The organism is Candidatus Pantoea communis, from assembly GCF_011752685.1.
GTDB classification, from domain to species: Bacteria; Pseudomonadota; Gammaproteobacteria; order Enterobacterales; family Enterobacteriaceae; genus Pantoea; species Pantoea communis.
On sequence record NZ_VWXC01000005.1, the window covers coordinates 227321 to 242628 of the forward strand.

Below are 15308 nucleotides of genomic sequence, written 5' to 3' on the forward strand. Positions count from 1 at the left end.
AAGCACGGGAATAAGTATAGCAGCAGTTTTCTGCTGTGCCGGATTGTTTAAACCGATGACAGGAATAGATAAACCTTAATGTTGTTTGGGATTTGAGCGTTTAATTTATTTGTCTTTTATAACAAGTGGTTATGCTGTGTGTTAATTATTTTTCAATGATGTTGCAAAATAATAACAAAGAGGGAGTCTGAGATGAAAAAAAGGAATGAGAATGCTTATATATTCAGCCTGCAGCTTAACAGGCTGAATTTGGCATTATTTATTGCGGATTATTAATATCCACTTCGCTTATTTTGGCACTCTTCTGTTTCATGGTGAGGGTCGAACCCGCCGAAGCGGCAATAATGGCCAGCAGCGCAACCCACTGCTTCAGCGTCAGTAATTCCCCGAGGAACAACATCCCAGAAAGCGCTGCCATCGCGGGTTCCAGGCTCATCAGCGTGCCAAAAATGCGAGCGGGCAGACGGGTCAGGGCCATCATCTCCAGTGAATAAGGAATCGCACTGGAGAGCAGGGCGATAATCAGCGCCAGGGGCAGAATTTCCCAGTGCCAGATGCCGGGTGCCGCAAAGGTTAATCCAAGCGGAACAAAGATCACCGAAGCAATCAACGATCCCATGGCAACGGTTGCTGGACCATGCTCCGCACCGGCACGTTGCCCCGCCAGGATATAGACCGCCCAACAGGCACCGGCTCCCACCGCTAGCAGCGCACCCAGTGGATCAATATGGCTGATGCCATCACCAATCGGCAGCAGAAACCACAAACCGGTGACCGCCAGAAGCACCCAGAGGAAATCGAGCGGACGTCGCGCACCGGCCAATGCCAGGGTTAAGGGGCCAAGAAACTCCAGGCCAACGGCAACGCCCAGCGGCACGGTGCGAATGGATAAATAGAAGAGATAGTTCATACAACCGAGCGCCAGACCGTACATCAAAAGCGGTTTGCGCTGTGCAGGAGTGAAACGAAGGCGCCACGGCTTAAAGATGATGCACAGAATCAGGGTGCCCAGTCCGAGACGCAATGCGGTGATGCCAGGAGCCCCTACGGTAGGAAACAGTGATTTTGCCAGGGAAGCACCGCCCTGAAGCGAGAGCATGGCAATCAGTAGCACGGCAATCGGGAACAAAACCGGGGCCATTTTGGTGTTCGTCTGAGGCGTAGACATCCTGTAATTCAATCCTGTAGTGATTAACAACACAGCAACAAAACGCCAGTGTAAAGGAATCTTCAGGAAATAAGGAGGTGTGTAAGAGGGAAAATAAATGCGGTGACCGCCTGGGAAATAACCGTTTTCCGGACCATTTAAGTAAAGAAATGTCAGGTTAGTTTAGGAATATCCTTAAAGGCATTATTTGCAGCCCGAAATATTATTGCAGGAAGATGACGCTTTTTATAAGTAAAATGAATGACATAGGAAACTTCATTAACTTTCTGTTACACCAAACAATCTGTTAGACAACAAATAGCGGGCAGAGTTTCTTGCTAATTTTTGTTATATTTTCAGCGTTGTCAGGAGAGAAGTATATTCACATTTGAGGTGGTTTATGAAAAAAATTGCATGTCTTTCAGCACTGGCTTGTGTACTGGCAGTTTCAGCAGGTTCAGCCATGGCGCAGAGCACCGTTTCTGCTGGTTACGCGCAGAGCGATTATCAGGGCGTTGCTAACAAAGCAAACGGCTTCAACCTGAAATACCGTTACGAAGATGGTACTAACCCACTGGGTTGGATCGGTTCTTTCACCTACACCGAAAAAGACCGCACTGACGCTGGTGTTTACAACAAAGGCCAGTACTACGGCATCACCGGTGGTCCTGCTTACCGTCTGAACGACTGGGCAAGCATCTACGGCGTGGTCGGTATCGGTTACGGTAAATACCAGGCGAATGACGCTGCTGCACAGTCTAAATCTGACACCAGCGATTACGGTTTCTCCTACGGCGCAGGCATGCAGTTCAACCCAATCCAGAACGTTGCTGTTGACGTGGGTTACGAGCAGAGCCGTATCCGTAGCGTAGACGTAGGCACCTGGATTGCTGGCGTAGGCTACAGCTTCTAAGTTTTTGCTTAGACCAGAGTTGCACAAGAAACGGCCCTTTACGGGCCGTTTTTTTATGCTTACTTTTGCGGGGCGGGAGGAAGCGTGGCGCGGATCTTCTTCACCTGATCGGCCGTTACCGGTGCCGCTTTGTTACCCCATCCATTGCGAATAAAGTTAGCGACATCAGCGACCTGCTGATCATCCAGGCGCCAGGCGAAATCTGGCATGGTGAAACCGGTCGGCGCCTGTTGCGTAATCGCACGCTGGCCGCCTTTCAGAATCACACTGATCACTGATGACGGGTCTTCACTCAACAAGGCCGGATTGTGTGCCAGCGCCGGGAAGGTACTGGCATAGCCTTTACCGTCCGTACGATGGCAGGCAGCGCAGTTATCCACGTACACCTGCGCGCCTGGCTGGCTGACATCCCCTTTGAACAGCGCTTGCGACGTCGTATCGCTGGCCTGTGGTGCAGCGGTGTTATCCGCAGCCGGTAAAGACTTCAGATAAACGGCAATCGCATTCAGATCTTCATCACTGAGATACTGGGTACTGTGCGCGATCACATCCGTCATCGAACCAAAGGCAGCGCCTTGCTTATTCGCGCCGGTTTTCAGGAAGGTGGCGATATCTTGCTCAGACCAACTGCCCAAACCCGCTGCCGGGCTGGCGGTCAGATCTGGCGCATGCCAGCCTTCCAGTGTGCCGCCGGTCAGATAGCCTTTGCTGTTCTGATCCATGGCTTTCTCCTGGAAGCCGATGCCACGAGGCGTATGGCATGAGCCACAGTGGCCAAGCCCCTGCACCAGATAAGCACCGCGTTGCCATTGTGCCGATTGACCGGCTACAGGAGCGTAAGTGCTGTCATCGGCAAAGGTCCAGCGCCAAAACGCCAGCGGCCAACGCATGCTGAGCGGCCAGGGGATATCACTTTTGCGATTCTCCTGACTCACCGGTTTCACACCCTGCATAAAGTAGTCATACAACGCGTGCATATCGCTGTCGCTGATTTTGGCATACGACGGGAACGGCATGGCGGGGTAGAGCGAGCTGCCATCTTTCGCCACACCGCCACGTACCGCTTTGACGAAGTCGTCGTAGCTGTAGTCGCCAATGCCGTGCGTTTTATCTGGCGTGATGTTGGTGGAGTATATGGCACCAATCGGCGTGCTCATTTTGAGCCCACCGGCGAAAGGTTGCCCGCCTGCTGCGGTATGGCATGCGGCACAATCGCCCGCTTTGGCCAGATACTCGCCTTGCTTAACCGAGGCATCGGTCGCGGCCGATGCGGCGTGGCTGATCAGTGCGCCGCCGAGAGCGAAAAAGAGTGCGGAAAATTTCACTATAACGCTCCTTATCAGGCCTGAACCAGCGGACCAGGGTTAGCCAGATAGCGGTTGCGAATCGCATCCGCCGCGAATAATGCGGTGGCACAGACAATCCCGGTTGGGTTGTATGCCAGGTTTTGCGGGAAGCAGCATGCGCCCGTAACGAATACGTTCGGTACATCCCAGCTTTGCAGGAACTTATTCACCACGCTGGTACGCGGATCGTCGCCCATCACTGCACCACCGGTGGTGTGCGTTGATTGGTAAGGGCGGACATCGTAATGGCTGTTGAGGGTTTTGAAGCCCACTTCATAGTGCTTAGGATTCATCACCTTGACGATCTCCTCGGCCTTATCTTTGATGAAGTTGGTCATCTTCAGTTCATTCTGCTGCCAGTCAAAGGTCATACGCAGCAACGGTTGGCCGTAGATATCACGGTACGTAGGATCAAGGTCGAGATAGCACTGCTTATACGGCATCACTGAACCTGACGAGCCGACGTTCATGTTGTGCAGATAATTATCTTTGATGGCCTGTTTCCAGCCGGAACCCCAACGCGGCGCATCTTTAGGGATGCCCATCTGCTGGATAGGACGTCCACCGGAGAAGGCCGCAGAAATGGTGGCACCGCCAACAAAGCCGACTTTGCTGTGATCGAAGTTTTCCGCATTGAAATCATCGATAACGGTGGAGGTGGCACCCGTGGCGGCAAATGGATTGAACCAATTGTCGTTGTCATAGAACAGCTTGATACCGCCGGTCATCTGGTAGGCATAGTTTCTGCCCACCACGCCGTCACCGGTTTGTGGATCGTATGGCTTACCGATTTTTGACAACAGCAGTAAGCGCACATTGTGCAACTGGAAGGCACTAAGGATCACCAGGTCAGCCGGTTGCTCGACTTCGTTACCTTGCGCATCGATATAGGTCACGCCAGTGGCTTTTTTACCGCTGCTGTCGGTATTGACACGAATCACGTGCGCCTGCGTGCGCAACTCAAAGTTACTAAACGGCTTCAGAGCAGGGATAACACAGCTTTGCGGTGAGCCTTTGGAGTAGTTGAAACAGCCGAAGCGTTCGCAATAACCGCAGTAGTTACACACGCCAAGTTGCACGTTGTAAGGGTTGGTCCAGGGTTCGGTGGTGTTGGCTGCAGGGCACTCAAAGGGGTGATAGCCCAGTTGCTTTGCGGCTTTAGAGAATAATTCGCCGGCATACAGCGTTTTTAACGGTTTGGTGGGATAGCCATTTTTACGAGGAGATTCGAACGGGTTACCGCCTTCGACGGTTTCACCGTTGAGGTTACCGACCTGACCGGCCGCGCCGCAAATTTTCTCAAACTTATCGAAATAGGGCTCCATCTCGGCATAAGAGAAGGGGTAATCCTGCACCGTCATGTCTTTAGGGATGAAGTCAGCACCGTATTTTTCGATGACTGTGCTGCGCATTTTTAAGTCCGCTTCCAGCGGACGCCACAGCTGACCGTTCCAGTGGGTACCGGCGCCGCCCACACCATCACCGGGCAGGAAGGAACCGAAGCGGCGATAAGGCAGCGCGGTTTCCTGCGTGGTGTGACGAACCGTCACGGTCTCTTTCGAGGCGTTTTGGAACAGTTTTAAACGAATGCCGTAAGTCAGTTCATCGGCAATACGCGGATAGGAGAAGTCGGGGTAGGTATCGCGATTTTCGCCGCGCTCCAGTGCCACAATATTCAAACCAGAACTGGCCAGTTCCATCGCCATGAGCGAACCGGTCCAGCCGAACCCGACGATGACCACATCGACGGGCGCTTTTTTTACTGCCGCCATTACACGCTCCTTTTACTGGAAATGCTGACTGGGCCAAGAGGGTAGGGTTTATTAGGCTGCTGTACGGTATCGACGAAATCCGCACGTGCACCGGGGAAACCGATCATTTTCCACGAGGCCAGCGTTTGGTTGCCGCCGTGAATTGGATCGGCGAGATAACCCTCTTTGGTGTTCTCCAGCAGTTGCTCGAAAAACTGCTTGCCGTGAATGGCATCGTTACGCAGTTTGTCGGCTTCCAGCGCACGCAAAACCTCTTCCTGTTGCGCCGTCTCCAGTTGGTAAAAATCTTTTTGGTACTGCTGCTGACAATGCTGGTCAGCTAAGGCGATGCCTAACCGATAGGTATCGCGTGGTACCAGATGGGATTGGTAACCCATTTCCGGAATCGAATCGGCGAACGGGCCTTGCATGTACCACAAGCGACCATAGCCGTAGGGCAATTCCATCTGCTTATCGATAAACACCTGTACACCTTCACTGACGGCGCCAGGACCGTTGGCATCGGCAGGGATCAGGCGATCCAGCGCGGCGAGCAGAAATTTCCACTCTTTATCGTTGAAGTAAGCGGGAACATAGTCGGATAACACGCCTTGCGGCTTGTCGGCAGCGGGGGAGGAGAGTGACACCACACCGGTACTGGCTGCGGCGGCGAGGGGAATGAGCGAGAGCGATTTTTGTAAAAATCGTCTCCTGCCCGATGGTTGCTCTTCAGGCTTTTTAAGTGACATTGCTAATCTTCCTTACGAAAAACCCACCCTGGGTTGATTTTGTTATAAGTATGTAATTTTTTGTTATGAGGAGATTAATCAGACGTCACAATAGGTTGCAAGCTAAAAGTTAGCAGCCTAATCGTTTAAGCGTTGTTGAAGGTAAAGTTATGTCAGCGCCTGAAGCGATTCAGCCACAGAGAACGCAAGGGTTTAGAATTTGTTCAATAACAATAGGAAGAGTGGGACTAAAAAGGTAACAAAATGTGAGATCGTGCAAAGGATCCGTTGAGAAAACGGATCCTGAGAAGGAATTTATGGATGAATCAGCCGCGCCAGATGAGATTGGGGCAAGGGCGCTCGGTCAGCTGTTTGCCGGTCAGCTTTTCAATCAGCATCAGACGCAGGGCAAAAGGCGAGCGTTTAAACAGGCACAGCAGCGATTTCAGCTCAAAAGCCGGTTTGCTTTGCTCAACCTGGAAGCATTTGCCACAGTCGAGGCAGTTTTTCATGGTGGTCATGTTCACCTCCCGAATGAATAACGACGTAACAGTAAGCACAAACCTGCGATAAACAGCAGGAAAAGGAGTAGCAGCAGATAGGGTGCGTTCATCGTTGCCTCCTAAATAAGCTATTCGCTTACATTACGAACAAAGATAGCACTGGCTATACTCTTTAGCCAACACTATTTAGGAAAAATTTGTGCTTATTTGTGCCTGGTTTACAATGAGCGCAGCCAGGCCCGCACCGCAGGTAAAGTGCGGCAGATAATAAAGAGGAAGCTGAATGAGTCGTCGTGCAAAGAGCGCCACCAATACGCCCCAGGGGCCGCTTAAAGATATAGAGGAGCATGTCGAAGGATTTCGCCAGGTGCGCGAAGCGCATCGACGTGAACTTATTGATGACTACGTAGAGTTAATCTCTGATTTGATTCGTGAATTTGGTGAAGCCCGCCAGGTCGATATGGCCGCGCGCCTCGGCGTTTCACAGCCCACCGTGGCAAAAATGTTGAAGCGTTTAGGCACCACCGGTCTGGTGGAACAGGTTCCTTATCGCGGTGTGTTTCTGACGCCTGAAGGTGAAAAGCTGGCTGAAGCGAGCCGCGTACGTCACCATATTGTTGAAACTTTCCTGCTGGCGTTAGGTGTCAGCCCGGAAACTGCCCGCCGGGATTCTGAAGGCCTGGAGCATCACGTCAGTGATGAAACCCTCGCCGTCTTCCAGAAGTTTTACGAGAGCCGCTAACCTACAAGGCCTTCCGCCATCATGCCCATCGTGCTGCGTTCCTTAATGCGTGATCGTATTTTGCATTTGCTGTTGCTGTTGGGTGTGATTTTATTGCCGCTGGCGGAGTATCGTTGGTCGCAATTGCCTGCCGCCGTTGACTGGCACACCATCATGACGCTAACGGGTTTATTGATGTTGACCAAAGGGCTGGAAAACAGCGGCTATTTTGATGTGCTCGGCGCACGTCTGGTACAGCGCTTTCAACATGAGCGCACGCTGGCGCTGTTTATGGTCTGTGCTGCGGCGCTGCTTTCCACTTTTCTCACCAACGATGTGGCACTTTTTATTCTGGTGCCGCTGACGCTGACGCTGCGCAAATTCTCACGTCTGCCGATTTCCCGACTGATCATTTTTGAAGCGCTGGCGGTGAATGCCGGATCGCTGTTGACCCCGGTGGGCAATCCGCAAAATATTCTGTTATGGAGCCACGGTACGCTCAGCGTGCCGGGATTTATCCTGCAGATGGCACCGCTGGCTGCAGTATTAATGATCAGCCTGATGGCGCTCACCTGGTGGAGTTTTCCCAAGCGAACCATCCAGAAGCATGCGCAAAGCGAAGCGCATCAATGGCAAAAACCGTTGTTTATCATTAGTGTGCTGCTGTATCTGGTGTTTATTGTGGCTTTGGAACTGAAAATGACCGGATGGGCACTGTTATTGGTGGCAGGCTGCTTCCTGATCATGGCGCGCAGCGTATTGATCAGTATTGACTGGAGCTTGTTGCTGGTATTTGTCGCGATGTTCATCGATGTGTTTTTACTGATGCATCTTCCCCTGCTGCAACCCTATTTCGCCGCGATAGGTCATTTAAGCGAAGGGGGGGTATATTTGCTGGCGATCGGTCTTTCACAGGTCATCAGCAATGTGCCGGCAACCATTCTTTTGCTGCAAAAAGTGCCGCCTACAGAGGCGCTCGCCTGGGCCGTCAACATTGGTGGATTTGGCTTGCTGCCGGGTTCATTGGCTAACCTGATTGCGCTTCGTATGGCGCAAGACAACAAAGTCTGGTGGCGCTTTCACCTGTTTTCTTTACCCATGCTGGCGTGGTCGATGCTGTGTGGCTGGTTGCTGTTGCGCTGGCTACACTAAGCCTGCCATTTTGTTCTGCCCGATGAGCTGACGCGCTGATTATTCAGCGCGTTATCGCACTCAGTGGCAGAAAATGCGTTGATTGTTGGCTTGTGTAAAGTTGTACTGGCATTTGTCAATTTTCGATCTAAGGTTAAGTTGACCGTTTTTGCCCGTGGATCGGGATCACAGCCAGCGATGATAACCTATGAGTGATAACCACAATCAGCCGCCCGCACGCGAGCAGCAGGATGCGCAGCACGCTTCAGACTCCAGTCAAGACAACAACGAACCACAACGTAAACGCCCCGGCAAAAAGCCACTGGTCATTCTCGCCATCGTGGTCGTGATCATGCTGTTGGTGGGCCTGTGGTTCTGGTTTACCACGCGCAACATTGAATCCACGGATGATGCCTTTACCGAAGGTGATGCCGTGACCATCGCACCGAAAGCGGCCGGTTATGTGGTGAAACTGCTGGTGAAAGATAACCAGCGGGTGAAGCAGGGCGATTTGCTGGTGGAGATCGACCCACGCGATACCAGTGCCCAACGCGATCAGGCTAAAGCCCAGCTTGGCCTGGCTCAGGCGCAACTGCATCAGGCGCAGGCACAGTTAGCGCTGTCACGCGTGCAGTATCCTGCGCAGCGCGATCAGGCGTTAGCCGATCAAGCCAAAGCGCAGGCCAATCTTTTGAATGCGCAGGCGGACTATCGTCGTCAGCGCGGCGTGGATCCGCGCGCGACGTCACAACGCAACATCGATACCGCAGCCGCGCAGCTGCGATCCGCTGAAGCACAACTGCAAAGCGCCAAAGCGCAGGTCGAAGTGGCTTCGCAGGTGCAATTGCAGATTCGTCAGCAGGAAACCAACGTAGAAGCGCGCCAGCAGCAGGTTGAGCAGGCGCAGGCTCAGCTCAATACCGCCGAACTGAATCTCTCTTATACCCAAGTGCGCGCCCCGTACGATGGCTTTGTCACCAAGCGCAACGTGCAGGTCGGTACGCTGGTACAGGCTGGCACGGCACTGTTTTCACTGGTGTCGCCGGATATCTGGATCAATGCCAACTTCAAAGAGTCCCAACTGGCGCGGATGAATCCCGGCGACAAAGTGGATATCAGTATCGACGCCTGGCCAGATATGAAGCTGGAAGGGCACGTTGATAGCGTGCAGATGGGGTCCGGCTCGCGTTTCTCCACCTTCCCGGCTGAAAACGCCACCGGTAACTACGTGAAAATTGTGCAGCGCGTGCCGGTGAAAATCGTCATCGATAAAGGATTGGATCCGAATCATCCATTGCCACTGGGCCTGTCGGTTGAGCCGAAGGTCACCGTCGAATGAGTGCGAGCGAAAGCTGGCGTCCGGCCAGCAATCCCTGGCTGGTCGCCATCACGGTGACGCTGGCGGTGTTTATGGAGATCCTCGACACCACCATCGTTAACGTGGCGCTACCGCACATTGCCGGCTCACTCTCTTCCAGTTACGACGAATCCACCTGGGTGCTGACTTCCTATCTGGTGGCTAACGGCATTGTGTTGCCCATTTCCGCCTTCTTTAGCCGCTTGTTTGGGCGTAAACAGTTCTTCCTGATCTGTATTGTCATGTTCACCATCTGCTCGTTCCTGTGCGGTATCGCCACTGAGCTATGGCAAATCATTCTGTTCCGCGTGTTGCAGGGTTTTTTCGGCGGCGGTTTGCAGCCGGTGCAGCAATCGGTGCTCCTCGATTACTTTAAAGCGGAAGATCGTGGCAAAGCTTTTGGTCTCTCCTCGATTGCGATTATCGTTGCGCCAGTGATCGGCCCAACACTCGGCGGCTGGATCACCGATAACTACAGCTGGCGCTGGGTGTTCTTCATTAACATCCCGGTCGGAATTTTAACGGTGCTGGCGATCTATCAACTGCTGGAAGATCCACCGTGGGAGCGTAAATGGGCGAAGGGCAAGCTGAAGATCGATTACATCGGTATCAGCTTGATCACTCTTGGACTCGGCTGTTTGCAGGTGTTCCTTGACCGTGGTGAAGATGAAGACTGGTTCGCCTCGCACTTTATTCGCCTGTTTTGCATGCTGGCGGTGATCGGCATTGTCGGCGCCGTCTACTGGCTGCTGTATGCACGTAAACCAGTGGTAGATATCACGGTCATGAAAGATCGTAACTTCTGGGTGGCCGGTTTGCTGATGGCAGGCATGGCGATGATTCTGTACGGCAGTTCGGTAGTACTTCCACAACTGGCGCAGCAGGATCTGGGCTATACCGCGACCTGGTCGGGGCTGGTGCTCTCGCCTGGTGCGATATTGATCGTCCTGACCATTCCGCTGGTGCTGAAGCTGATGCCGATTGTGCAAACACGCTACATCATTGCTTTCGGTTTTACCTGTCTCGCCAGCGCCTTCTTCTATTCCACGACCTTGACGCCGAACGTTGATTTTACCACCCTGGTATTAATGCGCAGTGCGCAATCGATAGGGCTGGGTTTCCTGTTTGTGCCCCTGACGACCATTGCTTTTATTACGGTGCCACAACGGCTCAATGCGGATGCATCGGCATTGTTTACCATGTTCCGTAATGTGGCGGGATCGATCGGTATTTCACTGGCAACGGCGGGGATCACTGAGCGTATGCAGGCGCGGTCGGCGAGTATGGTGCATAACATGACGCCGCTCAACGAGCCGTTCAATCTCACTTTGCAGCATTGGGCGCAGTCGATTCGCGACTTTACGTCTGCGGTGGGCGATCCCCTGACGCTGGCGACCGGTCAGCTGTACAAAGAGATGATTGCACAGGCGCGAATCTTGGCGTACATCGACGTATTTATGGGCCTGAGTATTGTGGCCTTGCTGTTGATTCCATTTTGTTGGTTGCTTTCGCCGATCAAGAGCGAAGGCAGTGCAGGAGCACACTAAGATGATCACCTCTCCGCGCTTGAGTTTGCTGGCGCTGTCTCTGCTTCTGGCGGGTTGCGCTGTGGGCCCTGATTATCAGCCACCCCATGCGCAGACGCCGGGCAGCTATCGCGATTTGCCGTCGCAGGAAGCCTCAAAACCGCAATCGGCGGCCACCAACCCGCTGTGGTGGAAAAGCTTTAATGATCCACAACTGGATAGCCTGATTGAACGCGCCATTGCCGGTAACTTATCCCTGCAGCAGTCGGTGTTGCGCATTGCTGGCGCGCGTGAGCAACTGGCGCAGGCGCGCGGCGGGCTTTTTCCGTCACTCAATGGCTCGGCTAAAGTCACACGTCAGCAGTTGGGCCTAAAAGGCATACTGAAATCCAACGGGGTTTACGATCAGGTGGACAGTGACGTCGCCAATCAACTGAACGGCCTCGATCATTCTGTCACCCTTTATCAAGGCAGCTTTGACGCCAGCTGGGAGCTGGATCTGTGGGGCAAAGTGCGCCGTCAGATGGAAGCCGCAGATGCGCAGCAGCAGGCTGCCATCGAACAACGCAATGATGCGCTGGTGTCACTCGAAGCAGAAGTGGCACGTACCTATCTGCAATTGCGCGGCGCGCAAGCGGTACTCAATACGCTGCAGCAGCAAATCGATGTGGCGCAGCAAACCTGGGAACTGACGCAAAGCCAGCAGCGTAACGGCATGGCGCCGCTCACCGATGTGGAAAATGCGCGCGCACAACTTGCCTCGCTGAACGCGCAATTGCCGGGCTATCAGTCGCAGGAACGTCAGGCCATGAATGGTTTAGCGGTATTGCTGGGCAAAACGCCGGGCGCACTGGATAACGAGCTGATGAGCAGTAAAGCGTTACCGGCGTTGCCGAAAATGGTGGCGGTGGGGATTCCATCCACGCTGGCGCGACGACGTCCGGATATTCGACAGGCGGAAGCCAATCTGCATGCGCAGACTGCCAACATTGGCGTCTCGGTGGCGGATCTGTTCCCCAGCCTGTCACTGACGGGTCAACTCGGGGTTCGCAACACCGATGCCAGCTATCTGGATGACTGGAGCAGCCATTTCTACAGTATCGGGCCCTCGCTCTCCATTCCGATTTTTCAGGGCGGGCGTTTGGTCTCCAGCGTGAAACTGGCACGCGCGCAGCAGGCCAATGCGGCGCTGGAATATCGTCAGGCGGTGCTGACTGCGTTGCAGGATGTCGAGAATGCCCTGGTCAGTTATCGCGCCGATCAGCAGCAGGTGACAGCTCTGGATGAAACCACTGGCGCATTGCAGAGAGCATTTGATCTCGCCAGTGATAGCTACAAGCAGGGGATTTCCAGCTTCCTGGATGTGTTGGACGCACAGCGTCAGTTAGCGCAGGCAGAAGCACAATCGACACAGGCACGAATGCAGAGTGCACTGGATTTAGTCGCGTTGTACAAAGCGCTGGGCGGCGGTTGGGAACCTTATCAGAACGTTAATTTGCCGGAATATTCTGTGTTTGGCCCTGCCACCGCGGTGCCTTAGTCGTAAAAGGGGGCAGTCTGCGGGTTGCCCCAGCATCAGGCATCACAATTCGCCCATTTTGAAACGAAAGTTTTCATTTTGGACTAAATGCAAATTCCCCTCTGATCACTCTTCACCGATTTACACGCAGTAAAGCCCCTTTTTGTGATCTGCTCCGCATGTAAATGCGGGGTTTATGATCTGTAGCGCAAAATTTAAATTTCATAATTATTCCTGTTGGTTGAAATAAACTATTTTTAAATCTTCTCTTACTGTTAAGGAGTGGATTATGCCGCGGGAAAACTACCTTACCCCCAACAAAGCATCAGGGCCGAACAGCAGCACGCGCACTGAACCCTTTGTGAAGGTGATAGCAATGATTGCCACCTTAGGGGGGTTGCTGTTCGGCTATGACACCGGTGTGATTTCTGGCGCACTGTTATTTATGGGCAACGATCTCCATCTGACACCCTTTACCACGGGGTTGGTCACCAGCAGCCTGCTGTTTGGCGCGGCTTTTGGTGCCCTGGCATCAGGCCACTTTGCCGCCGCGGCCGGGCGGAGAAAAATCATTCTGGTGCTGGCGGTGATTTTCGCCATTGGCGCAATCGGCACCGCGTTAGCACCTGACGTTGAATGGATGATTTTCTTCCGCCTGGTATTGGGTGTGGCGGTGGGGGGCGCGTCAGCGACAGTCCCGGTGTACATCGCGGAGATGGCGCCCGCCAACAAACGTGGCCAGTTAGTGACCATGCAAGAACTGATGATCGTCTCCGGGCAGATGTTGGCTTACATCTCCAACGCCGGTTTTAACGCGGTATGGGGCGGTGATACCACCTGGCGTTGGATGCTGGCGGTAGCGACGGTGCCTGCCGTGCTGCTGTGGTTTGGCATGCTGTTTATGCCCGACTCACCGCGTTGGTATGCGATGAAAGGGCGGTTAGCAGAAGCGCGTCAGGTGCTGGAACGCACGCGAGCTAAACAAGATGTTGAGTGGGAACTCACGGAAATAGAAGAAACCTTAGCTGAAGAGCAACATGAAACGCGCCCACGCCTGCGTGAACTTCGTCAACCCTGGCTGTTTAAATTATTTTTGATTGGCGTGGGTATTGCGGTCATACAGCAGTTAACCGGGGTGAATACCATCATGTATTACGCTCCGACCATGTTAAAAGCCGTGGGCATGAGCGATAACGCAGCATTAATTGCCACCATCGCCAATGGCGTTATTTCAGTATTAATGACTTTCGTCGGTATCTGGCTGCTGGGGCGCATTGGGCGCCGTACCATGACGATGTTAGGACAGTTTGGCTGTACCGCCTGTCTGGTATTTATTGGTGCCGTCAGTTATTTCATGCCGGAGACGGTAAATGGTCAACCTGATGTTCTGCGCAGTTATATGGTGTTGCTGGGAATGCTGATGTTTTTGAGCTTCCAGCAAGGTGCACTCTCGCCCGTGACCTGGTTGCTATTGTCTGAAATTTTCCCTACACGTCTGCGTGGGATATTTATGGGCGGCGCCGTGTTTGCTATGTGGATCGCTAATTTCCTTATCTCGCTGATGTTCCCAATCCTGTTGGCATCGGTGGGTTTATCGGGAGCGTTCTTTATTTTTGCGCTAATCGGAATAGGGGGAGCCATTTTTGTGGTTCGCTTTGTACCGGAAACACGAAATCGTTCGCTGGAACAGATCGAGCATTATTTGCACGACTGGCTGTCAAATGAAGAACCGCAACCGCAGTTGACGCACGCTGTGAAGAAAAGCTCGTAACCTGAGGTGACGTTTTTATGAGGGTAAAAGCCGGTGCATGCACTGGCTTTTTATCGATAAGTGGGGATAAAAATGCGATTGTGGTCTCAACTGTGAAAATAGAATAATCACCTGTGAAAATAGATTTTCGGCCATAACATTAATCTTCATTAATCTGCTAACACACATCAGCCAGGCAAGGCATTAGCCGCTAAATGCTTGTTTATCAGCCGGGAATAACCTCTGAAATCGGTACCAGTTCCAGTCGGTGGTACTAAAATGCTGTTGTTAATTCACCGTTAATTAAAGCTTCCCGCTGGGGATATCGCTCAAATTGTGAATACGTTAATCAGTTAGGAATTATCCGTCCGCATAAATTAATTTATTTTTTTATTTGAATTGGGTAATCTTGCCACTACAGTTTATTTAAACCCCCCTTAAGCAAGGACCTTGTGATGAGTGACGCATTTAAAGTTCTGAACAACATTCGCACATTACGTGCGCAGGCTCGTGAACTGCCATTGACCGATCTGGAAGAGATTCTGGAGAAATTAACCGTGGTGGTGACTGAGCGCCGCGACGAAGTTCATGCAGAAGAAGCGCAGAATCGCGAGAAAGAAGAAAAGCTGTCTAAATACCGCGAAATGCTGCTGGCTGACGGTATTGACCCGAACGAATTGCTGGGTGCGTTGGAAACCGGTAAAAAACGCGCGAAGCGTGCACCGCGTCCGGCTAAATATTCTTACACCGATGAGAACGGTGAAGAGAAATCATGGACCGGCCAGGGCCGTACCCCAGCAGCGATTAAGAAAGCGCTGGACTCTGGTAAAAGCCTGGACAGCTTCCTGATCAAATAATCGACACAATCCTTGTAAGCGGGAGCCGAAGACCACGTTGTCTTCGGCTTTTTTATTTC

13 protein-coding genes are annotated in these 15308 nt (G+C 52.7%); 8 read left to right on the plus strand and 5 right to left on the minus strand.

All coding sequences use genetic code 11. From position 1 onward, the window contains the following. Positions 1-259: 259 nt before the first annotated feature. Entirely contained in the window at positions 260-1168 is a 909-nt protein-coding gene (gene rhtA, locus F3J37_RS09575) for a threonine/homoserine exporter RhtA (protein WP_166933167.1), read from the minus strand. A 379-nt stretch (positions 1169-1547) separates the two neighbouring features. Between rhtA and ompX the strand changes: the two genes are divergently transcribed. Further along, entirely contained in the window at positions 1548-2060 is a 513-nt protein-coding gene (gene ompX / locus F3J37_RS09580; protein WP_034820897.1) for an outer membrane protein OmpX, read from the plus strand. Positions 2061-2119: 59 nt separating this feature from the next. On the opposite strand, the gene F3J37_RS09585 is transcribed toward ompX, so the two are convergent. The 4 genes from F3J37_RS09585 to F3J37_RS09600 all read right to left on the minus strand — a co-directional run bounded on the left by F3J37_RS09585 (position 2120) and on the right by F3J37_RS09600 (position 6406). Continuing rightward, complete coding sequence (locus F3J37_RS09585; protein ID WP_370662129.1) at positions 2120-3388, minus strand: c-type cytochrome; 1269 nt, start codon at positions 3386-3388, stop codon at positions 2120-2122. Positions 3389-3399: 11 nt separating this feature from the next. Further along, positions 3400-5178: a GMC family oxidoreductase gene (locus F3J37_RS09590; protein ID WP_097119369.1), complete on the minus strand. Its 1779-nt coding sequence runs from the start codon at positions 5176-5178 to the stop codon at positions 3400-3402. Next, on the minus strand, positions 5178-5906 hold the full coding sequence (locus tag F3J37_RS09595; protein ID WP_166933170.1) for a gluconate 2-dehydrogenase subunit 3 family protein: 729 nt from the start codon (positions 5904-5906) through the stop codon (positions 5178-5180). Before F3J37_RS09595 ends, F3J37_RS09590 begins: the two co-directional genes overlap by 1 nt. A gap of 305 nt (positions 5907-6211) precedes the next feature. Further along, on the minus strand, positions 6212-6406 hold the full coding sequence (locus F3J37_RS09600) for a hypothetical protein (protein ID WP_045814029.1): 195 nt from the start codon (positions 6404-6406) through the stop codon (positions 6212-6214). 265 nt (positions 6407-6671) lie between these two features. Between F3J37_RS09600 and mntR the strand changes: the two genes are divergently transcribed. The 7 genes from mntR (at position 6672) to F3J37_RS09635 (ending at position 15249) form a co-directional block, all read left to right on the plus strand. Next, complete coding sequence (mntR, locus tag F3J37_RS09605) at positions 6672-7130, plus strand: manganese-binding transcriptional regulator MntR (RefSeq protein WP_034820884.1); 459 nt, start codon at positions 6672-6674, stop codon at positions 7128-7130. 21 nt (positions 7131-7151) lie between these two features. Further along, positions 7152-8261, plus strand: a complete 1110-nt coding sequence (locus F3J37_RS09610; RefSeq protein WP_166933172.1) for an SLC13 family permease — start codon at positions 7152-7154, stop codon at positions 8259-8261. A gap of 187 nt (positions 8262-8448) precedes the next feature. Next, positions 8449-9579 (plus strand): HlyD family secretion protein, encoded by a 1131-nt coding sequence (locus tag F3J37_RS09615; RefSeq protein ID WP_058961954.1) that lies wholly within the window; start codon positions 8449-8451, stop codon positions 9577-9579. After that, positions 9576-11144 (plus strand): DHA2 family efflux MFS transporter permease subunit, encoded by a 1569-nt coding sequence (locus tag F3J37_RS09620; RefSeq protein ID WP_034820876.1) that lies wholly within the window; start codon positions 9576-9578, stop codon positions 11142-11144. Before F3J37_RS09615 ends, F3J37_RS09620 begins: the two co-directional genes overlap by 4 nt. Before the next feature lies 1 nt (position 11145). Then, positions 11146-12663 carry an efflux transporter outer membrane subunit gene (locus tag F3J37_RS09625; protein WP_166933174.1) on the plus strand — a complete coding sequence of 506 codons (1518 nt, stop codon included), beginning with the start codon at positions 11146-11148 and terminating at the stop codon, positions 12661-12663. 268 nt (positions 12664-12931) lie between these two features. After that, on the plus strand, positions 12932-14413 hold the full coding sequence (locus tag F3J37_RS09630; RefSeq protein WP_166933176.1) for a sugar porter family MFS transporter: 1482 nt from the start codon (positions 12932-12934) through the stop codon (positions 14411-14413). Between the two features lie 434 nt (positions 14414-14847). Beyond that, positions 14848-15249 (plus strand): H-NS family histone-like protein, encoded by a 402-nt coding sequence (locus tag F3J37_RS09635; RefSeq protein WP_034820857.1) that lies wholly within the window; start codon positions 14848-14850, stop codon positions 15247-15249. Positions 15250-15308 lie beyond the last annotated feature (59 nt).